Origin of the sequence: Sulfitobacter sp. 1A13496 (genome assembly GCF_043557225.1) — a bacterium.
Lineage (GTDB): Bacteria > Pseudomonadota > Alphaproteobacteria > Rhodobacterales > Rhodobacteraceae > Sulfitobacter > Sulfitobacter faviae.
The window spans coordinates 47,562-67,864 of record NZ_JBIFFP010000010.1; the positions used below are offsets into that span (position 1 = coordinate 47,562).

General features: G+C 56.0%; 24 protein-coding genes. 3 read left to right on the forward strand and 21 right to left on the reverse strand.

Features of this window, described 5'->3' with window-relative positions:
* Window positions 1–115: 115 nt before the first annotated feature.
* From virB11 to ACGYLX_RS17545, 13 genes are all read right to left on the reverse strand, one after another.
* Window positions 116–1,096 (reverse strand): P-type DNA transfer ATPase VirB11, encoded by a 981-nt coding sequence (gene virB11 / locus ACGYLX_RS17485; protein WP_007121048.1) that lies wholly within the window; start codon window positions 1,094–1,096, stop codon window positions 116–118.
* Entirely contained in the window at window positions 1,093–2,526 is a 1,434-nt protein-coding gene (locus ACGYLX_RS17490) for a TrbI/VirB10 family protein (RefSeq protein WP_007121047.1), read from the reverse strand. Before ACGYLX_RS17490 ends, virB11 begins: the two co-directional genes overlap by 4 nt.
* A gap of 2 nt (window positions 2,527–2,528) precedes the next feature.
* A complete protein-coding gene (locus tag ACGYLX_RS17495) occupies window positions 2,529–3,260 on the reverse strand; it encodes a TrbG/VirB9 family P-type conjugative transfer protein (protein ID WP_007121046.1) in 732 nt (243 codons plus the stop codon).
* A gap of 4 nt (window positions 3,261–3,264) precedes the next feature.
* Window positions 3,265–3,936 (reverse strand): virB8 family protein, encoded by a 672-nt coding sequence (locus tag ACGYLX_RS17500; RefSeq protein ID WP_007121045.1) that lies wholly within the window; start codon window positions 3,934–3,936, stop codon window positions 3,265–3,267.
* A 19-nt stretch (window positions 3,937–3,955) separates the two neighbouring features.
* Entirely contained in the window at window positions 3,956–4,969 is a 1,014-nt protein-coding gene (locus ACGYLX_RS17505) for a type IV secretion system protein (RefSeq protein WP_007121044.1), read from the reverse strand.
* Window positions 4,970–5,389, reverse strand: a complete 420-nt coding sequence (locus ACGYLX_RS17510; protein WP_254702678.1) for a hypothetical protein — start codon at window positions 5,387–5,389, stop codon at window positions 4,970–4,972.
* Entirely contained in the window at window positions 5,389–6,156 is a 768-nt protein-coding gene (locus ACGYLX_RS17515; protein WP_007121042.1) for a type IV secretion system protein, read from the reverse strand. The genes ACGYLX_RS17510 and ACGYLX_RS17515 overlap by 1 nt, the downstream gene beginning before the upstream one ends.
* Window positions 6,153–7,265 carry a transglycosylase SLT domain-containing protein gene (locus ACGYLX_RS17520; protein WP_007121041.1) on the reverse strand — a complete coding sequence of 371 codons (1,113 nt, stop codon included), beginning with the start codon at window positions 7,263–7,265 and terminating at the stop codon, window positions 6,153–6,155. The genes ACGYLX_RS17515 and ACGYLX_RS17520 overlap by 4 nt, the downstream gene beginning before the upstream one ends.
* Window positions 7,266–7,464: 199 nt before the next feature.
* Entirely contained in the window at window positions 7,465–9,855 is a 2,391-nt protein-coding gene (locus ACGYLX_RS17525) for a type IV secretion system protein B4 (protein WP_007121040.1), read from the reverse strand.
* Entirely contained in the window at window positions 9,830–10,108 is a 279-nt protein-coding gene (locus tag ACGYLX_RS17530; RefSeq protein ID WP_007121039.1) for a type IV secretion system protein VirB3, read from the reverse strand. The genes ACGYLX_RS17525 and ACGYLX_RS17530 overlap by 26 nt, the downstream gene beginning before the upstream one ends.
* Window positions 10,109–10,123: 15 nt before the next feature.
* Window positions 10,124–10,405 (reverse strand): TrbC/VirB2 family protein, encoded by a 282-nt coding sequence (locus ACGYLX_RS17535; RefSeq protein ID WP_039965702.1) that lies wholly within the window; start codon window positions 10,403–10,405, stop codon window positions 10,124–10,126.
* Window positions 10,406–10,419: 14 nt separating this feature from the next.
* Window positions 10,420–11,094 (reverse strand): lytic transglycosylase domain-containing protein, encoded by a 675-nt coding sequence (locus ACGYLX_RS17540; protein ID WP_279291309.1) that lies wholly within the window; start codon window positions 11,092–11,094, stop codon window positions 10,420–10,422.
* Complete coding sequence (locus ACGYLX_RS17545; RefSeq protein WP_007121036.1) at window positions 11,057–11,371, reverse strand: hypothetical protein; 315 nt, start codon at window positions 11,369–11,371, stop codon at window positions 11,057–11,059. The genes ACGYLX_RS17540 and ACGYLX_RS17545 overlap by 38 nt, the downstream gene beginning before the upstream one ends.
* 132 nt (window positions 11,372–11,503) lie before the next feature.
* Between ACGYLX_RS17545 and ACGYLX_RS17550 the strand changes: the two genes are divergently transcribed.
* On the forward strand, window positions 11,504–12,082 hold the full coding sequence (locus ACGYLX_RS17550; RefSeq protein ID WP_007121035.1) for a hypothetical protein: 579 nt from the start codon (window positions 11,504–11,506) through the stop codon (window positions 12,080–12,082).
* Between the two features lie 17 nt (window positions 12,083–12,099).
* Here the strand turns inward: ACGYLX_RS17550 and ACGYLX_RS17555 are convergent, their stop codons facing one another.
* The gene (locus tag ACGYLX_RS17555; protein WP_083790418.1) at window positions 12,100–12,552 is read right to left on the reverse strand and encodes a helix-turn-helix domain-containing protein; all 453 of its coding nucleotides are present in this window, start codon (window positions 12,550–12,552) and stop codon (window positions 12,100–12,102) included.
* 154 nt (window positions 12,553–12,706) lie between these two features.
* On the opposite strand from ACGYLX_RS17555, the gene ACGYLX_RS17560 reads away from it, so the two are divergent.
* Complete coding sequence (locus tag ACGYLX_RS17560; protein ID WP_007121033.1) at window positions 12,707–12,961, forward strand: type II toxin-antitoxin system HicA family toxin; 255 nt, start codon at window positions 12,707–12,709, stop codon at window positions 12,959–12,961.
* Window positions 12,958–13,290, forward strand: a complete 333-nt coding sequence (locus ACGYLX_RS17565) for a type II toxin-antitoxin system HicB family antitoxin (protein WP_007121032.1) — start codon at window positions 12,958–12,960, stop codon at window positions 13,288–13,290. Before ACGYLX_RS17560 ends, ACGYLX_RS17565 begins: the two co-directional genes overlap by 4 nt.
* Window positions 13,291–13,393: 103 nt before the next feature.
* Here the strand turns inward: ACGYLX_RS17565 and ACGYLX_RS17570 are convergent, their stop codons facing one another.
* The 7 genes from ACGYLX_RS17570 to ACGYLX_RS17600 all read right to left on the reverse strand — a co-directional run bounded on the left by ACGYLX_RS17570 (window position 13,394) and on the right by ACGYLX_RS17600 (window position 20,289).
* The gene (locus tag ACGYLX_RS17570) at window positions 13,394–13,678 is read right to left on the reverse strand and encodes a hypothetical protein (RefSeq protein WP_289091420.1); all 285 of its coding nucleotides are present in this window, start codon (window positions 13,676–13,678) and stop codon (window positions 13,394–13,396) included.
* Between the two features lie 189 nt (window positions 13,679–13,867).
* Window positions 13,868–15,142 carry a hypothetical protein gene (locus ACGYLX_RS17575; RefSeq protein ID WP_007121030.1) on the reverse strand — a complete coding sequence of 425 codons (1,275 nt, stop codon included), beginning with the start codon at window positions 15,140–15,142 and terminating at the stop codon, window positions 13,868–13,870.
* 518 nt (window positions 15,143–15,660) lie between these two features.
* Window positions 15,661–16,830 (reverse strand): ABC transporter substrate-binding protein, encoded by a 1,170-nt coding sequence (locus ACGYLX_RS17580; RefSeq protein ID WP_394450986.1) that lies wholly within the window; start codon window positions 16,828–16,830, stop codon window positions 15,661–15,663.
* Window positions 16,831–16,871: 41 nt separating this feature from the next.
* Window positions 16,872–17,849 carry a branched-chain amino acid ABC transporter permease gene (locus ACGYLX_RS17585; RefSeq protein ID WP_394450988.1) on the reverse strand — a complete coding sequence of 326 codons (978 nt, stop codon included), beginning with the start codon at window positions 17,847–17,849 and terminating at the stop codon, window positions 16,872–16,874.
* Window positions 17,850–17,903: 54 nt separating this feature from the next.
* Entirely contained in the window at window positions 17,904–18,818 is a 915-nt protein-coding gene (locus ACGYLX_RS17590) for a branched-chain amino acid ABC transporter permease (RefSeq protein WP_007120583.1), read from the reverse strand.
* The gene (locus tag ACGYLX_RS17595; protein WP_322330053.1) at window positions 18,815–19,504 is read right to left on the reverse strand and encodes an ABC transporter ATP-binding protein; all 690 of its coding nucleotides are present in this window, start codon (window positions 19,502–19,504) and stop codon (window positions 18,815–18,817) included. Before ACGYLX_RS17595 ends, ACGYLX_RS17590 begins: the two co-directional genes overlap by 4 nt.
* A 44-nt stretch (window positions 19,505–19,548) precedes the next feature.
* Window positions 19,549–20,289, reverse strand: coding sequence for an ABC transporter ATP-binding protein (locus ACGYLX_RS17600; protein WP_007120581.1), 741 nt, complete (start codon window positions 20,287–20,289; stop codon window positions 19,549–19,551).
* Between the last annotated feature and the right edge of the window lie 14 nt (window positions 20,290–20,303).

Sequence of the window (20,303 nt, forward strand, 5' to 3'; positions counted from 1 at the left end):
AACGGTTCGCTGGACAGGACATTCGCGCACGTGCAGCGAAGGTCTGAAATGTCCCGCGTAGTGTAAGTTGATACGGTGCGCAGCGAATGGCCGCAATCGTCGCGCTTTATTGAGCCTAGTTGGGCAAATAGAACTCAGCGATTCCACGTTTCCCGTCCATTCGACCCAATTGGACGATAACATCGATCGACTTCTGAATGTACTTCCGCACCTCAGCGAAGGTGAGCGGCGTGCCCGCTTGTAAGACCATTATGGCTAACCGATCGATTGCCAGCTCAGCTGTTTCCGCATGGATGGTTGAGACTGACCCACCATGTCCGGTGTTGATCGCTTCGAGGTAAGTTAAGGCTTCGTCCCCGCGCAGTTCCCCAACGATGATACGGTCCGGGCGCATCCGCAAAGACGCCTGCAGAAGCGCGTGAGCGCTTCTCTGTGATCCAGTGCTGCGACTTGCCAGCAGGGCTACGGTGTTGGGTTGGCTAGGGAACAGTTCAAACGCATCTTCAATCGTGATCAGCCGTTCGCCATCATCGACATGAGTAAGAAGATGTCGGGCAAAGGTGGTCTTGCCAGTCGATGTGCCACCACTGATCAATATATTGAGCCTTTGATGTACCAAGGCCTCTAACGCGGCTTCGAGGTTTTCTTCAGCTTGGCTGGCAATGTCTTTCATCTTTTCAGCTCTCAGTTGGTCGAGCGAGACAGCTTTGCCAAAAAGATAGGATGGTTTGTACCCCTGCACGCCCGCTGTAGCGAACAGACGGATAGTGATCGAGGCACCCTGTTCAATGGCAGGTGGAACCGCGACCTGAACTCTCAGAGGTCGGCCTGCATATTCAACTTTGCCAGACACCAGCGGGTTTTTCTCTGATACGCGGGCATTGGCATCACCGACGATTGTCTGCGCCATATTGAATGCCGTGCTACGGTCAACTGTCTGACCTTCATGACGCATTGCCGCGTCACCTGCGGCTTCGACCCAGACTTTTCCATCAGGGTTGATTGCGATTTCGACGACATCGTCGCGCAGCAGCAAATCGCGAAACGGCTCAAGATATCGCTCTAAGTAGGACGCAGGCAGCGGGGGTTGGCTCAATAGATCACCACATCGCGGTCGACGAGAACTGTCACGGATGCACCTTGATCAATATAAATAGTGGGTGAGATCGAAACCTGCTCGGCGATCACAGACCCCACAGCGTCTTCCAGATCTCCGGAAACCCCCTCAAGCACTTCGCTGGCTGTTTCATTGTCAGTACTGTTTGCGGCAACTGCTGGTGCTGCGCCAATGAGGGAGATCAGCGCGGCCCCACCAAAACGTTCAGCAAACTTTGTGTCGACGATCCCAGTTAACCCAGAGCGCCCAAGCTGGTCGCCGCCAACAGAGGCAATTTCAATCGACGTCCCATCTGGGGTTAGAACGCGGGTCCATAGGATCAGGATACGTTTCTGGTTCAACTCAATTCCAGACCGATATTGGCCAAAAAGACGCGAGCCGCGCGGGATTAGGATTTGATCGCCAGAAAAGGCAGGCACCGGTTCAGACACAACCGCCACAACAGAGCCCGGCAAGTCGCTGTTGATAGCTGTTTGCAAGGCAGCTTGAATGACAGAGCCTTGGGAGAGCGTTCTCTCTGGAAAGGCCATCTGGGACGCTTCTTGAATTTCCAGTGGCCTTGCGCCTTGCCGGAGATACTGTTCGTTTTCGGTCAGGGTGGGTCCATCTGTTCCTGCCACAGCAGCATTTGGACTTGTTCCGTCAGCGGATGCGGTCCGTGGGCCATCTGCATAAACGACCGAAGGAGAAACGATCTGGGCGGTCAGCAATTCTTGCGCAACACGTTCGGCTTCACGCTGACGCTGCTCTTCCTCCTGCCGCTGGCGTTCTTCAAGCAACCGTTGATCTGCAATCAGACCATCGCGCGCCATTTCTGCCTCAAGACCTTCGCGCTGCGCACGTTCAGCGTCCAGCATGGCCTGCAGGCCGGCCAAACGTGCTTCGTTCTGCCGCTGCGCGTTTTCTATTTCGGTGTCTTTGGCGGCAATGGAGGCTTCAAGCGCATCGGTTTGGACTTGGAACGCCTCTCGCAGATCAGAGACGGCTTCCTGAATTTCGGCGTTGCGGGCAGATTGGCTCGCAGCAAGCGCTTCCCTCAGTTTCGCGATTTCCTCCAGCACCGCTGCACTGGGTTCTGCGGGTGCCGGCGCAGGGGCCGGCACATCGAGCGCCTCTTCAACTGCTATAAGTGCATCGTTGACCCGTTGTTCCGCTTCATCCGGCGGAAATTCCAACCGCCCACCATTTCCGGTGCGTTGATCCTGAAAGGTCTCAACGTCAGACGTTTCTAAGCCTTTGGCTCTTTCTTGCAGATTTGTTGCCAGAAAGTAGGCAGCACCACCGCCGCCAAGCGCAAGCGCGATCGCCAATGCCCCGACACCTATATTACCGCCACGGCGTTTGGTCTTGTTCTTCTGGCTGAACGTGCTCAGGCGGTCCTGAAGGTCGGGTGTGTTCTCATCAGCCATGATCAGTTGCTCACATAAATTGCGCTGTCATCGCGCAAGGCGCAGATGGCCTCGTCGCCAATCCGCAAGGTCCAGAATTGGTTCACGCCAAGCACGCGCACGATGTTGCCTTGTTGAGTCCAGTTCACGGTGCGCTCCCGGCCTTGATCGTCGGCCTTAAAGACTGCGGGTTGGCGTCCGTTTTCGGGGAAGGTGAAGTATGTGTACCGCCCGTCATCGTAGATATGGGTTGGACGGAAATCCCCTTCGCCCGCGACGCGGTAGCTGTAGTTGCGCGGGGCCTCAAAGCCTTTGGGTTGGGTACTAGCAGCTGCCGCGCGACGCTCATCCTCTGGATAGAGAAACCGCACCTCAAAAAACATGCCCGAGCGACCCGGAATGGCCCCTTCGCGCAGATGGAAGGAATAGGTCCTGCGGTTGGTGATCACTGTCATGTTGGTCGAGGCACCTTGCACATGCGGCTTGATGGTCAGCACGTTTCCGAGCTCGGGGATCGGATCGACTTGGAAACTCTCGGTGTCGCCAACAATGACCGCATCAAACCGTTCGCCTGGCCCGAAGTGGATAGTTGTTGAGTGGCGCAGATCAGTCTCGATGACGAAGACTTGGTTTTCGAAGTAAGTGGCGATGCGCACACGATCGTCGAGCGCGCCGCTGCGCGGCACGGACTCTGACAGGGCAGGGGACGCCGAAAGCAATGCGGCAGCGCAGATCAAACGGGCAGCGATATTCAAGGGATCAGTTCTCCAAAGTCTCGGCGTCGACGCGGTATGAGGTGACCACGAAGCCCAAGGGGTTGGCCCAGACATCCTGAAGGCGCTGGCGAGTTTCTGGTTCAAAGGCGTAGCCAGCAGTGGCCACATAGCTGCGCGTCACGGTGCGGGTATCGCGCGTGCGGCGCAGGGTGCGGGTAAAGCGGATCTGTGCGACGCCAGGTTCGATCTGGTTCACGGACTTGATCACAACTTCGATGACGGCATCGCGGCCATAAACAGCGATTGGGTAATCTTCGTTGGACGAGGTCCAAAGGTCGCGCAGGGTGCGTGCGGCATCTCCGTCGGATCGTTCAAGAACGGAATTGATCCGTTGTTCGCCGTCGGTCAGGTCATAGGTTTCTCGGTCATCCACATAAGCCACAAGGTTGGCCTGAATAATGGCATCGCTCTCGGACAGGGACAGTGCTTGGACTGCAGCCACTCGGTCCATTTGGCCGGTTTCCTTGTCCACGACGACAACGAATGTCTCGATCGACTTGAGTGGAAACACACTCGCTCCAGCGACAATTCCTGCCAGCCCGACCAGAACGCCAGCGGCGGCCACAAAATAGGCAAAGCGTTCGCGTCTTCGCGGGCCGTAAATAAAATCCACTGCAAAAGCGTCACTTTGATCTTGGCTTGTTTGGCTTTTCATTTTTGGTGTTGGTCTTTCATCATGAGGCGCGGAAGGATTTGACGGTGTTCAGGGCTGAGGCTGGTGTTCTGCGGATCGCTTCGCCGGTTTTGACAACGCCGCTGTTCACCGCTTGCTGGAGCTCTTGCGGTGATTTGCCTGTTGCGAGGCGCGTGGCACTGCCCGTGCCATAATCGCTCGTGTTGACGATGCCGCGACGTGCCAGCCCCGTCAGGCCGACAGCGTTGGAGGCGATGCCCATCACGCCGGTTAGGTTGGAGGCGATGTAAGGGACGGATGCCATAATCCCGGCGCTGAGGAGCAGAATGACCAAGAATGGCAAGATGAGACTGACGGTTTCGACATCGACGGGATCGGCGGACGCATCGCCAATGGCTTCTGCGATCGCAACGATAATGCCAGCAGCACCTGCAGCGGCGACGGGCATCAAGGCGTAGCCGATAGTTGCACGGCTCCAGGCCTCAAAGAGAGACTGGGTTGGCTTGAACAGCGATGTGATGATCATGAATGGGGCAATCACGATCATCAGCGCAAAGACGATTTTGGCGAATGCAATGATCCCAGCAGTAACGGCTGCGAAGAGTGCGGAAAGAACGAAGAAAATTGCGCCAAGCACAGCCCCAAAGACCCAGCCGGCTTGATCGCCGATCGTGTCGCCGTAGGCCGTGATCCGGGCCACCATGTTGTCGAGACTTTCGTATACGCCGGCCTCATCGCCAGATCCCGTGAGAGCGAGAATGGATGCGCCGACTGAGTCCGGTACTTGCGTTACAATGCCGTAGATAACGCTAAAATTATCCCAACTCTGGGCGAAAATGGCGACCAGCGAGATTTTGATCCCAAATGCAAATGCGCTGCCAAAGGTCATGGGCTTGAGTTGCATCACAACATTGATGCCCAGCAGTATCAACAACAGGACAGCACCTGCTGTGATGACATTGCCCACTGCTGCAGCCGACGAGATGAAGCCATCTTGTGCGACGCTGTCTACAGCTGCATCGACCTGGTCGAGGATATCGCTGATAATCCCCATCTATTCGGCACAACCCTCGGCGTGCTCAGCCTCGAGCGCATCGGCCATGGCATAGAGGTCGAGGACTTTGAACGGCAGGCGCGGATTGTCGGACGTTCGAAAGCGCGGCAGCTCTGCGAGAGCAATGTCCCATGTGAATTCTCCCAAGAGGCAATCACAGGTTTCGGTTTCCAACTGCCGTTCGGCAACGAGAATACGCAATATTGCGCGGTATCCGTTGCGTAGATAAGCCGTCTCCGCGAGATCTACCGGAGGACGCGGAATGCGGCAGGCCTCCCCAGCATCAGGGGTAATAGCCATCGAACTGAATGGCTTTGGCCCACCGGATGTTGAATCAGGTGTTTCAGCAAAAGCGGAGACAGGCAGCGCGATAAGCAGCGCTGCAACTGTAGACCGAATTGAACGCGGGAGGCGCATCATCACGGATCCACCGCCATTGATCTGAACCGGCGCTCATCGGCCAGTGTCGCCGCATCAACCACACCGAGCTGTCCTGCGCTAACACCTTGTGCCGCTTCCAAGCGCCAGATTTGCGTCAGGATAATCCCGAGTTCGATAGTGACCCGCGTGTTCAAATCAACGGCCGCTTTCAAGCCGTCTTGATCGTCGATCAAGCCAACCATTGTTTCAAGGCGTTCCAGACTTTGGCCTGCTTCTGCATGGCTTTCTTGCGCGGCTACCGACAACATAGCGCTGGCGCCTGCGGACGTCGCAATGCGGTTGTCAGCAGGTTGTGGCGATGACGAAAGAGTGCTGAGCGTCTCAGGCGTGAACCCACTGCCGGAGAGCACACGCTCTACTGATGCTTCCAGTTCCGCGCCTGGATTAAAGCCACTCAGGAAATCTCCGCTCGCCAGTGAGCGCGCTGTATTTAACGGGCCAACAAGTTTGCCCCGCAAGGCGCGGAATTCTTCAACCGATGCAAAGAGACCGCTCAGCCCGCTGCCTTCGATAAGAGATGCCAACTGGGCGTCCAAGTTAAGAAGCTGGGAAAGCTGGGTCTCGAGCTCCAACCGCATGGTGGCCAGCTGTTGCAGCTGAACATTCAGGTCTTCGGCCATGTGCTCAAGCTGCGCGACCAACTGGCCAAGCTGTGAGCCGTCAAACGTTGGCACGCCTTGTGCGCGCGCTGGCGTCGAAAGGCCAAGGGCGGTTATCGCCGCGACCGAAAGAAGAAGCTGTTTCAATTTGGCACTCCCATTTGCATGAATTCACGCTCGGATAGGCGGTCCGCGACCAGATGTTGGGCATGGGTCGCTTCGCGTTGTTGATTGGCTGCCATCAGCCTGACGCGCAGATTTAGGATGCGGGCGATTTCAGCTTTGGCGTAGGTGTTGAGTTCCCACGCGGCTTTCGCATTTGGTTGGGCGTCGATTTGCAGAATGATCGCGCGCAGGCGGTTGATGACCTGCATCGTCGTGGCGTGGCTGCTTGCCGCATAATAGACGCCTGCATCCGAGATGTTGGCGTATTCAGCGAGGGCGAAATCTGAGGATGACAATGTGCCAAGCGCCTCCGCACCACCGACAACGGCAAGGTATTCGTTGTAGAATTTGGAGATATTGCGCACATAGCCTTGGGTCTCGGTAAAAGGCGGCACGCCGCCATACTCGATCACGCGTCCGGGGCCTGCGTTATAGGCTGCGAGCGCATGGGGGATGTTGCCAAAGCGGTTCAGCTGGGTCGTGATGTAGCGCGCGCCACCACGCAGGTTGTCCATAGGATCGTAGCGATTGACGCCCATGTCCGATGCGGTGCCGGGCATGAGCTGTGTCAGTCCGTAAGCGCCAACATGGCTTTCGGCGGTGATATTGAAGCGGCTTTCCTGTTTGATCAGTGCCTGAAACAAGCAGCGCCATTGCGTGGCGGAAAGACCAGCCCGTGCGACGCCTGGTGCGCCAGCATATTCGCCTGCAACGCGCACAATCATCATTTCGACGGTTTCGCGGCCCTCGCCAAAGAGGCGGCTGTTCATCGGACTTGTATCGGTGTTGGGATAGACGGAAGCGACCCCAAAATCAGCGTTGCCTTCAAGGGCGCTGATATCAAAGCCCGGACCCGTCATAGCGGCAGAAATTGCCTCGAGCGTGCGCAGCTGATCTGCCTGCACCTCGGCGATGGAAGAACGCTCGGCTTCTTTGTCACCTTGGGTTCCCAAATCCTGAACCAATGCGGTCACACGCGCAATGGTTTGCCCGATTGCGGCGTTGTCTTGCGTTGGTACACCTTGGGCGAAGCCCGAGGTTGCATGCAGGCAAAGCCAAAGCCCAGCAGATATGATGACGGGGCGGATCATTCTGGGCGCGGCAGGGCTTCGAAAGTACAATCTTTGCCGCTCGCAGCTGAAACTGGTGCCGTGGCCGCGAAGGATAGCGTTGCGCGTGTCACCACCGGGTCACCGCTTCGGTTAAAGCATGGGGACGTTTTCTCGGTGTATTGCGCGCAGGCCGATAGCAACAGCGCAGCCGAAAGCACAAGAATGGTTTGGGAATATCTCATTGTGGTCTCCAAAAATCTGGGTTTGAACGCCAGTCGGCTGGCACGCGGGCCTCACCTGTGGCACCGCCGCCCAAGATTGGCAGCAAGTCGCCAAGGGCAGAGAGGTCAGCATCGACAAAGACGCTGTCACCCGCGGAGCGCACCAGCGCGATGCGTTGGCCAATGGTGGGTTGGACGAGCAAAGCAGCTTCCTTGGAGTTCACGCGCAGAAAATCGTAATCGGCCACCGTGGCGCGGTCGTTGGGAAACAGGATCTGCGTCGGGACGGTTTCAACAATGGTTTTGCCAACGCGGCTGTCGCGCAACTGGCTGGGGTACTGCGTCATCATGATCACGACGCAGTTCATCTTGCGCAGGGTCACGAGCCAGTTTTCCAACCGTGCGCCGAAATAAGGATCATCCAGTAGTTTCCACGCCTCGTCCAAGACGATGATGGTGGGTCGACGGTCTTCAACTACGCGTTCAATCTGGCGGAAAATGTATGAAAGCACAGCCATGCGCTCCGTTGTCATGTCGAGGATCTCAGTCATATCAAACCCGACGATGTCGCCAGAGAGATCGAGGCGCTGCCCACGGTCGGGTTCATCAAATACCCAGCCAAACCGACCGCCGGGGGCCCATTCTGCGACGCGGGACTGCAGCTCGCCATCATCATCCAAGGACTGGAACAAGGTTTCAAAGCTGGCAAAGCGCTGTAAGGCTGCGCCAGCATCTGCATTCTGTGTTACCGCACCCTGGATGTGGCGCGATTGTTCTCCGGATAAGGCACCGCTGCGCGTCAGCAAGGTGGCCAACCAATCGGATAACCAAGCGCGTCCGCGTTCATCGATTTCAGAGGCGAGCGGGTTGAGGCCTGTGGGCACGCCTGCGCGGATTTCATTGTAACGGCCACCCAAAGCTCGGACTGCCATTTCCAAGCCGCGATCTTTGTCAAAGAAGAACAGGCGTGCGCCGATCCGTTGCGCTTGCGCGGTGAGGAAGGCAGTCGTCAATGTTTTGCCAGTTCCCGTGCGCCCTAAAACCAGTGTGTGGCCCACAGTAGGTTCTTTGCTTGCAGAACCCGCTTCGTGGAAGTTGAAACGGTAGCCTGATGTACCCACTGTTGGCAGAACCGCAATGCTCTGACCCCACGGGCTCTCGTCATTGCTACGCCCTTCAACACTGCCGTGAAGGGCTGCAAAATCAGAAAAATTGGTCGATGAGATTGGTGTCTTTCGGGCGCGATAGCCAAAGTTGCCCGGGCTCTGTGCAAAATAGGTGGCTTTCAGCGCCATGTTTTCGCGCACGATCACAGCCATGATTTCTTGGCCGACCCGTTTGATCTGTGCGGCGGCGCGTTCAAGTGTGTCGCGGTCAGGCGCATAGACGGCGATGGAAAGGTGATGGTCGCCAAAGGCGATGCGTCCCGCCTCTTGATCGTCTGCAGCCAAGGCCAATTGGTCGCGCAATGACACGGCGGCATCATCTGACGCATGCATCTGTCTGATGATGCGCTGGATGCGCTCGGCCATGATGTTGTTCGGGATTGGACTGAATGAATTGGTCAGTACGATATCGAGAGGCAGATCTAACGCATCGAGAAGCGTCACGTCTGTCAGTGCGGGATAGGATTTGATGCTAAAGAGCGCGCCATATTTGACGGCACCTGTTGTGGCACATGTAATCGTCGCCACATCTCCATCGAACGTCGCGCGGCAATCACTGATGGTATGAGACAGGGGCAGGGGGCTTTGACCAAATGCGATGGGTGAAAAGCTGCCTGCGTTGAGCGTGTTCAGATACCCGAGCCATTCACCGCCCGTCTTTGTTAAGCGAACAGGGTTTGCCGAAGAGAGGGCCACCGCAAAGAAGCCCATAACCTCGTTGAGCTCTTGAACACGCGCTGCGCGGTCTTTGACCCAAGCTTTGCGGGCGAGTGCGCGCAAAAATGGGATGCGGGCTGCGAGATTGGGGCGGCGAATGACGCTGAGATACATCTGCCGCTTGGAAGGTCGCAGGCCTTTGATGTGAGCTGCCCAACGGGCATCGACTTGGGACGCGAAGGTATCACCCTCGACGGGCTTAAGGTCTAAGTTTTGTGGAACAGAGACGCGGTGGATGTAAAAACCGAACGTATTCCCGGTTTGGGCCACGATTGCGGCAACCGCGCGCTTGAGCGCATCAAGGCGATCGTCCTCGGTAGTCATCGGGTTCAGACCATCAAGGCGTAGGGTTGCCAGAAGATCGCCTTCGCGCAGCACCATCACATCGTCCGTTGCCAAAGCAAAATAGGGCAGGTGCTCCGCAAGGTAGCTTTCACGGGCAAATCCTGTTCCCCCAGCTTCACGCACCGCAGGGCCGATGCCGCTCAAAGTTCCACCATCAAGCGCCAAAGCTGTCACCCCCATGATGTGCGCGGTTTTTGGTCGGGCGCACGGTGCCAAAGGAGATGCGCAGCACTTCAAAGAAATGAGGCTCTTTGTCCGCAACGAACCAAAGGACTGGATAGGCAATGATCCCGATCAGGAAAAAGATCAGAGATTTCGTCCAGATAAATGGCAGAACGACCCCCATGGCCAAGACCACCAGATATCCGACAGGGAGACCCAGATACTTGGGTGGGCGTGCGAGGCCGAGGAAAAGTGGGGAACGTTCTGCCATCTGCTCTGCCTGCTCTTAGGTGAAGCCGTCGACGATGGTGCCCGCCGAGAAAATCAACACGATCCCGATGATCACGGAGGCGAACCATCCCCAGTTCAGCCGCCCCATCATGCACATGAAGCCTGTGCCAATGACCGCTAGAGTAGCCACGGCAATGCCAATTGGTCCTGTGAGTGCGGCTTCGACCGTCTCCAACATTGTTTGAATGGGCGACAAGTCTTGCGCGAAGGCAGGGGAGGCAAGGAGCGCTAAGGTTGCGACCATGAGTGGCAAGTATCGTGAGTGGTGTCTTGGCATGAAAATGTCCTTGATCAGTTCAGTTCAATAATGACGGGAGCGCGTGTGGGTGCTGTATTGGCGACGCGGATTGGTGCTGGCTGCGACGTTCCACCGGACAGCCGTTCACGAATGTCGTGGATGCGTGCAATGTAGGCGCGTGTTTCAGAAAACGGCGGTACGCCTGAGTATTGCTCAACGCGATGGGGCCCAGCGTTATAGGCGGCTAAGGCAAGTTCGACGCTTCGGAATTCTGCCAGTTGGGTTAGCAGGTAGCGTGCTGCGCCGTCGAGGTTCTGAGAGATATCGCGGGGATCCACACCAAGCTCGCGTGCCGTAGCAGGCATCAATTGCCCTAAGCCATAGGCACCCTTGGGGCTGATGGCAGTCGGATTGTAACTGCTCTCCGCTTCAATCATCGCTTGAAACAGAACGTGCCAGTCTCGCGTCGAAAGGCCTGCTTGCGCGATGGCCCTGTTGTTTTGGTGCCGGCTGGCCGTCTGACGAATGAGTGAGAGAACTTGGGCAGAGGCTCCCGCCGCAGGCGCAATTGGTGCAACGGCAACAGGTTGCGCTTCCACAGCATCGTCGGACGTGGCCCAGCTCGGGCGTGTTCTGTGAAACGTCCACCCAGACGCCGTAGCCGTTCCGTCAGCGCGAAAGGCTAGAACGTCAGCCGTTGCCCTCGAGGGTAATGTTGTAGTCAGCACCAAAGCGCAAATCGCGCCCGTCGCCAAACTCGAGATGGTGTTTGAAAAGCCCCGGCCAGATATTGAAGTATCGCGCTTCTGGCCCGAGAGGCGTGATCCGCGTGGACACAAGAATGGCTTCGGGTTCGCCCTCACGCAGGTAGATGCACTGGTAGCGCGGCTTGCCATCGTCCGTGAACCCCACGAGTTCATACCGGCAGCGGAACGCAACTTCCCTCTTTTGAAGGTCTTTGACCCCATCGAGTGTGATCAAGATTTGATTGCGCGCTATCGGCATTTGGACTCTCCCCCTGAGAGCCCTTCTAGTCCGACCTAGTACAAGCGGAAAGACACATTGAGTCAATATGATATATTGCAGAATTTAACAAAATGCTAAACCATAGGACGAAACCAAACAAAGGAGTCTCCGATGAAACGGCTTATTTTGTCAGCAATCTTTGGTGTTTTGATGACATTTGGCGCACCTAAAAAGGCGCAGGCCTACGATATAGATTGCGCGATTATGCTCTGTATGGCGGGTGGATTTCCTCCGAGCGCGGTCTGCGCGCGGGCCTATCGCACAATGATCCGCCGCATCACGCCGTGGCCGAGTAGGCCTCCGTTCGGGATTTGCACCTTCGCCGCAGTACCGATTGAATTGGGTGGCCCCGGCGGTGAGGGCGAGGTTGATACGGACCTTCCAGAATACGAATGGCTCAACCGCACACATGTGATCTGGTTCACAGGCCGCTCTTACACGCCGCGTGACGATCCAAGGCAGTGGGACTGGAGTATTCGGTCTTGTGACCGTGAAAACCGAACCTGCCGATATATCGCACGTGTCTACGGCTCGCACACGCGTTGGCCGAGCTCATTTGTCTCCGAAAGCGGGCAAACTATTTTGTTGCCCGTTGGGCGTGGTTTTGGAAACTTCTACTCGCGCGATATCATGGTCGAATATGGCGACTACGGAGGCAATATGGGTCATTCAGACTGGTTTTCCTACTGAGCAGGTATCTGCCTTTGTCAAAGCAGTATGCAAGGTTTCACGACAATGGCCGATTGTTTGACCTTCTTCGGATCGACAAGCCAGCGGCGAACAGTTGATCCGTCGTTCCATCTATAGTCGATCAATACGAGGGTAAGATCGTCTTGCCGCTTCTCAAATCCCTCTTGAAACGGCACAGCAAGCAGCTGTGAGCCTCCAGACACCTTTTGATCATCTGAGGTTTCATGATCGGCGGTTCCTGACTTTTTACCGCGGGTTATCAGAACTGGCTCGATTAACTCGATGGGGTCAACTTCGAGAGCAAAAGCAAGCTTTTGCACGGTCGCCATTGAGGTATAATATTGTGAACGTTCCAGTCGGCCAACATAGCCTCGTTCAAGTCCTGCCTTAAGTGACAGGGCTTCTTGGCTAAGGGATTGAAGCCGCCTTAGTTTTCTTAAATTTGCACCAACGCGATCTCGTAAATCCATGCGAGATCAATGGCTTGATTTTGGCTGATAGTGCGACGGAGTATACTACAGATTCTGTTGTTTTGACGTTTGGTGCGGCGCATCATGAGAAACCGGCACACACCCTAGTGAGCAACTTGCTTGCAATATATGCAAGCATGACCTATATAGACCCATGAATAGCAAACACCGCAAGACTCTGGCCGTTGTCTTTGCCGACCCAGTGTCGGGAACAGTCGAATGGTCCGCTGTTGAGAGATTACTTGTCGCAGCTGGTGCGCAGGTCATCGAAGGACGCGGTTCACGAGTGCGGTTCGAAAAGGACGGCGAGGTCGAGACGTTTCATCGTCCGCATCCCGCCAAGGAAGCCAAACGCTATCAGGTGCGCGCCGCCCGCGCATTCTTGGAACGGATCGGAGTAACGCCATGACCAATACCATGACCTACAAAGGCTACTCAGCCCGCATCGAGTATGATGATGAAGATGGCATTTTCACTGGCCGCCTTGCCGGTATCAGCGATGGTGTCGGATTTCATGCTGACACGGTTGAAGCGTTGCGGGATGCCTTTCATGAAGCGGTTGAAGACTACGTTGAGACTTGCGCAAAGGTCGGCAAGGAGCCGCAAAAAGCATTCTCGGGTCAAGTCATGTTTCGCGTCGATCCCGAGGTACACCGCAAGGCGGCACTCGCGGCGGAGCTGTCTGGCAAAAGCCTGAACCAATGGGCCGAAGAAGTTCTTGGTCGCGCGGCGGAGTAAACGAAGACACTGAACATCGAAGCGTCGGGATTGTGGGTAACGCGCTGCCCGCCCAACAGGGCGGGGCATTGGCAACCAAACTTACTGCTGGGTATGCTTAGATTTAAGTATCCAGCGGTAGTCTCACGGTGTCGCCCTCAATCACGGGGAAGGAAATTTTGGTGAAACCGCAGTCGGTCAGAAAAGACACGATTCCCGTCACGGTTTTGAACTCACGAATGGAAATTTCACCTGCCATCCTAGAGCGCGCCGTGACCAACATTTGCGTAGTCCCATCGGCATGTTCTGCGTGCATCGTCCAAACTCCAAACCATGATGATGCTTTGCGCGTTGGCGATACGTTGCATGTAATGATGAGTTTCGAACCCGTCTCAAGGCGCTGTTTCAATGCGACCTCTGTTAATACATTGGGTGTTTCTGGTGGGTTCAACGGCAAGATTCAATCCACTCTCAATCGGTCAATAATGCTTTATTGTACCAACACCGGTCCCTAAGACAAGCTACGAAGGGGGCTATCTGCCCCCGCGCCAGTGGCGCTCCCCCGAGGATTATTTCGGGGAAGATAAAGGTAGGTGTCCTATCCTTCTGCGTCGTCCGAAGTAAATTCGATTTCGATTGTGCTGAACGGCTCTATACGGGTCAGACCATCGTTTCCGATTGACGCTTGGATAACATCAAGGGCTTTGCTTGCTTCGGTGTGAAAGTCTCTGCCATCACCCGATTGGGAAAGAACGTCGCGTAGATCAAGCGTGATGGTGAACACCATTTCGCCCATGTCGATCACAACAACTTCGTGATCCATGCTGCGTATCGACGGTTCCGACTTGGCGAGTATCGAGCATAGTTCAACCATAGCTTCGGGGTGCAACGTCAAGCCGGTCTGTTTTTGGGTTTCAAAAAACAGGGCTGCGATAAAGTTGTGAGAAACAAAGCGAGTGTCTTTCACGTCCCAATCGTTCATAAAATCGGCTGTGTAGCCCTCGTCAGCACCGACCAATGCCGCATATCGGTCGCGGCACGCTTCACGCATAGCGCCTTTGGTTGGGTAGGATGTTGCGAGGGCCGCAAAAAGTGTCTCCGCTAATGTATGCGGATCAACGGTGTCATCGTCATGGCCGGACGCAAAACCGACAGGGATTTTGGCCTTGTTTGGTCCTTCGATGTATGGGGCACCTTCGCCAAATGAATCGCAATATCGTAGTGGTTCACCAGCGAAACGTTCTACAAGTTCCGAACCTCGACCAGCGCGAACAGCTCTGATCCAAATATGGCGTGTAACTTTGGACACTGACTTTGTTCGGAATCCAATCAAATAGTAGTTTTCGTCTGGGTCAAAATCCACTTGCCAAAAGTTACCTTCAACAGCTTTTGCAAGTTCATTCGCGAACAATGCTTCGTCCTGGATGGTGAAAAATTCTGTTGGCTTCTTTACTGGCTCAAGGCCCCAATACTCATACCAATGATAGTCGGGGTCATGATGCTCTGGCAGCGTATCCGCGCCGTAGACGTGGATGGAAGCAAGACGACCGATAATTGCACCAATGACTTGATCTTGCCAACCAAGGGAGGGCGGCAAGCCTTGCTCGGCAAGACCTTCAACTGTGAAGGTGCGCAGGTAGATTTCGTCGATCCCCTCGTCTTCATCTTCCGCTTGGCGCTCGTCGCAAAACTCGACAACCATATCATTTGTGAACCGTATATAATCATAAAGTTCTTCCAAAACCGGACCCGGCACTAGCAGTTTGCCGCTGTCCCATTTCTTGATCGTATCGAGCCGAGTGGAAAAAATGTTGGATGCATCCTTTTGGGAAAACCCAAGGTATTTGCGCATGTAAGCGAACCGATTATCCATAGCGATAATCCTCCATTTGTTGTTGAAACTGGACTTGAAACCAAAAGCCAGTGGACCAATCCTCCGGCTGTGTTGAATCGTAGTTATCTTCTGCGAACCGAGCAAGCGGTTAAAGGGCCATCTGCATTCGGCCTTTAGGGCAAACAGGCTGGCCTAGCCTCGCGCGGTAGTCAGCAAGGGCGTAATTAACTCACCCAAAACTGAAACCGGACCTTCGTGCACAATGCAGCGAAACAGGAACAAGAGCCCAGAGCGCACGGTTTTCTTCAGTAGAGCTAAAGTCTGCAGTCTGGGGAAGGCGGAATTGCCTCAAAAACGGCAGCCCAAATCTGGCATTGGGAGAACGTTGCGACACCTTGGTGCAGCACCTCCACTGCATAACTGTCTCGTCTCTGTTGTCTCTCTTCGTTGATTTGCGATGTCGAGCCTAGGGTGCAAATCATTCTGGCCACCAGAAGCATATGAAAAAGGGTGCTCCAAACATGGAACACCCGCATTGTTTTGCATCCAGAGCCGGCTTACTTCAGCAGCACGTCCAGCGGCACAGGTTCGCTGATTGTAAAGCTGCCGATGACACCTGGTTTGCCATCTGTAATCTCGACAATCTGCATTTCAGCAGAGTTCTGGTGGTGGATCTGATCAGAGAAGCTGCGCGGACCAAAGACTGTTGGTTCGCCATCCATCTTCTCAAGTTCGGCTGTTACGGCTGATGCTTCGACAGTTCCGGCCCGTTCGACCGCTTTGGCCCATAGATCAATCAGCAGATAACCCGGATACGCGTATGTGCTGGACGGACCAGCGCCTGTAGCCGCCTCAAACGCATCACGGAGTTCGTTTACGGCAGGACGCGTATCATCGCCGTAGATAGACCCTTGAACCGGCACAATGAAGTTGGACAAATCAGGTGCGGCGTCCAGCCAGTAGGAGCCATCAACCGAAGAGCCGTTCAGGATGGTCGAGTTGATGCCCGCTGCCCGAATTTGGCGCACAGCAGACGCAGCCCCCGGAATGTAGGAGCACAGCATGATCACGTCTGGTTCGCTCTCAAGGCCTTTGATCCGGGTGATCTGGCTGGCGATGGAGGCATCGCCATTGAGGAAGGTATCACGACCGACAATCTCGCCACCCGCTTTGGGGAACATCCAGTCGAATCCGGTGCAGATACCTTTGTTGTATTCGATTGTCGTATCAAGCAGCACATAGCCGGTTTTTGCTGAACGCTCCTTAACGGACCATTCCGCCATCGTCGCCCCTTGAACAGCCGCCAGAACAGAGGCGGAGAAACTGTTCGGGCCAACCCCTTGGATACCTGCCTTGATGTCTTCTGCGCAGAGGAAGAAGGAGTTCAGGCCCGCCGCCTCAGCCGCCAAGGCTGCAGGTGCGCCAAAGTCGTAGTCACAGGTCACGATCAGCATTTCCGCGCCTTCATCGACCAGTTGCAGACCGGCACTTGCGGACTGTGCCTGATCGCTCTTGGTATCGGCTTCGATCCATTTGATCTGCTTGCCAAGCAGACCGCCGGCCGCATTGATCTCATCAATCCGGATGCGCGCCGCGGCGACGGCAGGGGCGTCATAGGCTTCGAGCCAACCGGATTTTGCAATGGCAAAACCGATTGTTATGTCATCGGCCATGGCGGGCGCGCCAAGCGCTAACGTGAGGGCTGTTGCAGTGAAGAAGTGTTTCATTAGTCGTCTCCCTTTAGGTTTCGATGTGTTTGATTTTCCGGTTAGCGGCCACCGATCCGCAGCCGGAGTTCACGCCCGCCAGTCAGACCGGCAGGGCGTAGAATGAGAACCAGGATCATGATGATCCCGATGATGATTTCCTGAGCACCCGTTGGCAGAGCCAATGTCGTCTCGCCAATCTCCATGCCCCGCTCCATCCGCACGAGCCCCTCGATGATGATGGACAGAACAAGGACCCCCATGACAGCGCCGGTCAGGCTGCCAATGCCGCCCACGACAAGCATTGCAAGGGTAATGAAGGTAATGCCGAGGTAGAAGCTGTTGGGGTTCAGAACACCAAGCGAATGGCCAAAGAGCGCACCCGCGACACCCGCAAAGAAGGCAGAGACCACAAGAGAAATGAGCCGATGGCCATACATGTTGATACCGCTGGCGTCTGCGGCCACTTCGTCTTCGCGGCTGGCACGCAAGGCCAGTCCGGATGCGGAGTTGGCATACCACGCAGCGGCCAGAACTGTGACAGAGGCCCACCCCAGAGTAACCCATTGATCGGCATATCGTGTCAGGCCGACAACAGAAGACGTGGCCCCCGTGACGCCTTCCCAGCTGGAATAAACGGTGTAGACAATTGCCAGAAATGCGAATGTCGCGATAGAGGCGGCGATGCCGGAGAGCCGCAAGATCGCAGCACCTGAAATCAGTGCAATGACAGCCGCCAGAAGGCCCGAAGCAACAGCAGCCGGAAAACCATGCCATTCAGCAGTCGCCAGATACGGCCAGAGATCAGGTAGGAACATCCCCTTCATCTGGGGCCTCAGGGTCAGCCATGCAGAGCAATAGGCCCCGATCGCCATGTAACCGGCATGTCCGAAACTGACGAGGCCGGAGTTGCCAACGAATATCCAAAGCCCGACAACAAAGGTCACGCGGATCAGGGTTTGCGCCGCCATACGCGCCAATGATTTGTCACCCAGAAGCGTGACCAGCAATGTGAACACCACCAGAATGGCGATCAGCAAGATTGGCGTGGACCAAGCACTCAGGCGCTTTTGTTTATGTGTTTGTGCCATGTGCTAAACCCTCGGCTTCGTAGATCTCGGAGCGAACAATCCGTCGGGGCGCAGCAGCAAGCTGACAATGACCAGCGTATAAAGAAACGCATCACGGAAAGGCCGTGCTTCGAGCGGGAGGAACCCCTGCAAAATGACCGAAGCAGCGCCAATCAAAAATCCCGCCGCTACAGCACCGGGCAAACTGCCCAAACCGCCGATCACTGTGGCAATGAAGGCAACCAACATGATCTGCCCGCCCATGCGAATGTCTGCCACACCGGTTTGTGTGACCATGATCAGCGCCACAGCGGCAGCCAGCGCGCCAGACAGGGCAAAGGCGCCGGTGATAACCACATTGGCCCGCACACCCAAAAGCCGCGCCATGGTGAAATTCTCAGCCGCCGCGCGCATTTCCAGCCCGATCCGCGTGCGTTTCAAAAGCAAGGCAAGCGTCACAACAACGAGCAAAGTGGTGCAAATGACGATGATCTGTAGCAAAGGGATCGAGGCCCCTGCGATGCTGACGGGCTGGTTCAACTCTGGCCAGAGGCTTACTGCCTTGGGACGGCTGCTGTAGACCAACAGCAGTGTATTCTGGATCACGAACCCCAAGGCAAAAGATGAAATCATCATCGCCACAGGCGTGGCATTGCGCATGTGCCTGAAGACAAAGAACTCGGAGGCGACGGCGATTGCAGCGCCGATCAGCAGCAGCAGCGGGATCAGCAAAATCGCCGGCGCTTTGCCCAAGAACATGACGGCAACTGCGTCCGTCGAGGGCACAATCAATGCAAAAACGCAAAAGGCGATGTATTCGCCGTGGGCGAAATTCACCAGTTTCATCACCCCGAAGATCAGAGCAATCCCAAGTGCGGCCATGGCATAGATGCCCCCAAGGCTCAGCGCATCAAAGAGCAGCTGTGGAACGGCGTTCATGTCGCATCCTCCGACTGGTTTTGCCCAAAGTAGGCTTCCTTAAGCAGATCGCTTTCCGCAAAGCCTGCCGCATCGCCATCGCCGGCAACATGACCCCCGCGCAGCAACACCATGCGCCCGCCAACCCGGGCCGCGCGGGCCGAGCTCTGTTCAACGATGATCAGGGTCAAGCCGCGTTCGGCCTGCAGATTGACGAGCGTTTCATAGACCTGATCGACAATATTCGGAGCCAACCCAAGCGAAGGTTCATCCACCATCATCAGTTTGGGATTGGTCATCAAACCGCGCCCGATCGCCAACATCTGTTGCTGTCCGCCGGACAGTGCTCCGGCATTGGCATGCCGCCGCTCACCCAGGATAGGAAAGCTCTGGTAGATCCCGTCGATATCCGTTTCAATCGCCGCCTTGTCCTTCCGGATGCCCGTGCCCACACGCAGGTTTTCCTCGACTGTCAGCGTTCCGAAAACCTCGCGGCCTTCCGGAACCATAGTCAGACCCAAACGCGCTATCGCTTCGGGCGAGCGGCCATTCAGCACATCGCCGTCCACCTCAATGCGGCCATGGGTCGTGGCAACGGCTCCGCAAATCGCCTTGAGCAGAGAGGACTTGCCCGCCCCATTCGGCCCGGAGATGAACAGCCTCTCACCCTCTTGAACAGTAAAGGAAACATCCGACAGTGCAGGCACTTTGCCATACCGAACCGCGACATCGAAAACACCCAGCTTTAACATCACGCGTGCTCCATGTTTTCTGGCGCATGCTCTGCGCCCAGATAGGCTTCGCGTACCGCCTGGCTGGCCAGGATCTCGGTCTTGTCGCCCTCTTCGATGATCTTGCCCGCGTCCAGAACATAGACGTGGTTTGACAATGACAGGACAAGCCCGACGTTATGCTCGATCAACAGGACACCGCAGTTCAGCTCATCCGCGATCCGCCTGATGATTTGTGCCAGATCATCCGCTTCGGTTTCGGACATGCCTGCGGCGGGTTCGTCCAGCAGCAGGTAATCGGGGGCAAACATCAGCGCACGCGCAATGCCGACCCTGCGCTCGTCCGTATAGGGCAGCCCGGCTGCGGGCAGTTCGGCAAGATGCCCGGCCCCCATCCAGGACAACACGCGCAGCGCTTCGTCTTCGGAGGCGCGCCGCGAATGGCCAAGGCCCACCCCGGTCACTGCAAGATTGTCCAGTACATCCAGCCCGGAAAACAAGCGCCCGGCCTGGAACGTGCGCGCAAGACCCCGGCGGCGAATGTCATAGGGCGCTTTGGCGTTGATGTCCTGCCCATCCAGCATGACCGTGCCTGACGTGGGGTCCTGAAAGCCTGTGATGATGTTGACGCAGGTGGTTTTGCCTGCTCCGTTGGGGCCGATCAACCCGACAATTTCCGCCTTCTTTAGCGAAATCGTCACGTCATCCAGAGCCTTGAAGCCACCAAACGCAACGCTGATTGATTCCAGTTCCAATGACAAAATCTTATCCTTCG

Excerpts from the sequence above, each read along its gene's own strand:
- ACGYLX_RS17535 (WP_039965702.1), bottom strand. The coding sequence starts at position 10,405 with ATGCCAAGACACCACTCACGATACTTGCCACTCATGGTCGCAACCTTA.
- ACGYLX_RS17490 (WP_007121047.1), bottom strand. The coding sequence starts at position 2,526 with ATGGCTGATGAGAACACACCCGACCTTCAGGACCGCCTGAGCACGTTC.
- ACGYLX_RS17565 (WP_007121032.1), top strand. The coding sequence starts at position 12,958 with ATGACCAATACCATGACCTACAAAGGCTACTCAGCCCGCATCGAGTAT.
- ACGYLX_RS17550 (WP_007121035.1), top strand. The coding sequence starts at position 11,504 with ATGAAACGGCTTATTTTGTCAGCAATCTTTGGTGTTTTGATGACATTT.
- ACGYLX_RS17500 (WP_007121045.1), bottom strand. The coding sequence starts at position 3,936 with ATGAAAAGCCAAACAAGCCAAGATCAAAGTGACGCTTTTGCAGTGGAT.
- ACGYLX_RS17510 (WP_254702678.1), bottom strand. The coding sequence starts at position 5,389 with ATGATGCGCCTCCCGCGTTCAATTCGGTCTACAGTTGCAGCGCTGCTT.
- ACGYLX_RS17530 (WP_007121039.1), bottom strand. The coding sequence starts at position 10,108 with ATGGCAGAACGTTCCCCACTTTTCCTCGGCCTCGCACGCCCACCCAAG.
- ACGYLX_RS17590 (WP_007120583.1), bottom strand. The coding sequence starts at position 18,818 with ATGAACGCCGTTCCACAGCTGCTCTTTGATGCGCTGAGCCTTGGGGGC.
- ACGYLX_RS17580 (WP_394450986.1), bottom strand. The coding sequence starts at position 16,830 with ATGAAACACTTCTTCACTGCAACAGCCCTCACGTTAGCGCTTGGCGCG.
- ACGYLX_RS17560 (WP_007121033.1), top strand. The coding sequence starts at position 12,707 with ATGAATAGCAAACACCGCAAGACTCTGGCCGTTGTCTTTGCCGACCCA.
- ACGYLX_RS17545 (WP_007121036.1), bottom strand. The coding sequence starts at position 11,371 with ATGCCGATAGCGCGCAATCAAATCTTGATCACACTCGATGGGGTCAAA.
- ACGYLX_RS17555 (WP_083790418.1), bottom strand. The coding sequence starts at position 12,552 with ATGGATTTACGAGATCGCGTTGGTGCAAATTTAAGAAAACTAAGGCGG.
- ACGYLX_RS17520 (WP_007121041.1), bottom strand. The coding sequence starts at position 7,265 with ATGATCCGCCCCGTCATCATATCTGCTGGGCTTTGGCTTTGCCTGCAT.
- ACGYLX_RS17575 (WP_007121030.1), bottom strand. The coding sequence starts at position 15,142 with ATGGATAATCGGTTCGCTTACATGCGCAAATACCTTGGGTTTTCCCAA.
- ACGYLX_RS17505 (WP_007121044.1), bottom strand. The coding sequence starts at position 4,969 with ATGGGGATTATCAGCGATATCCTCGACCAGGTCGATGCAGCTGTAGAC.
- ACGYLX_RS17525 (WP_007121040.1), bottom strand. The coding sequence starts at position 9,855 with ATGGGGGTGACAGCTTTGGCGCTTGATGGTGGAACTTTGAGCGGCATC.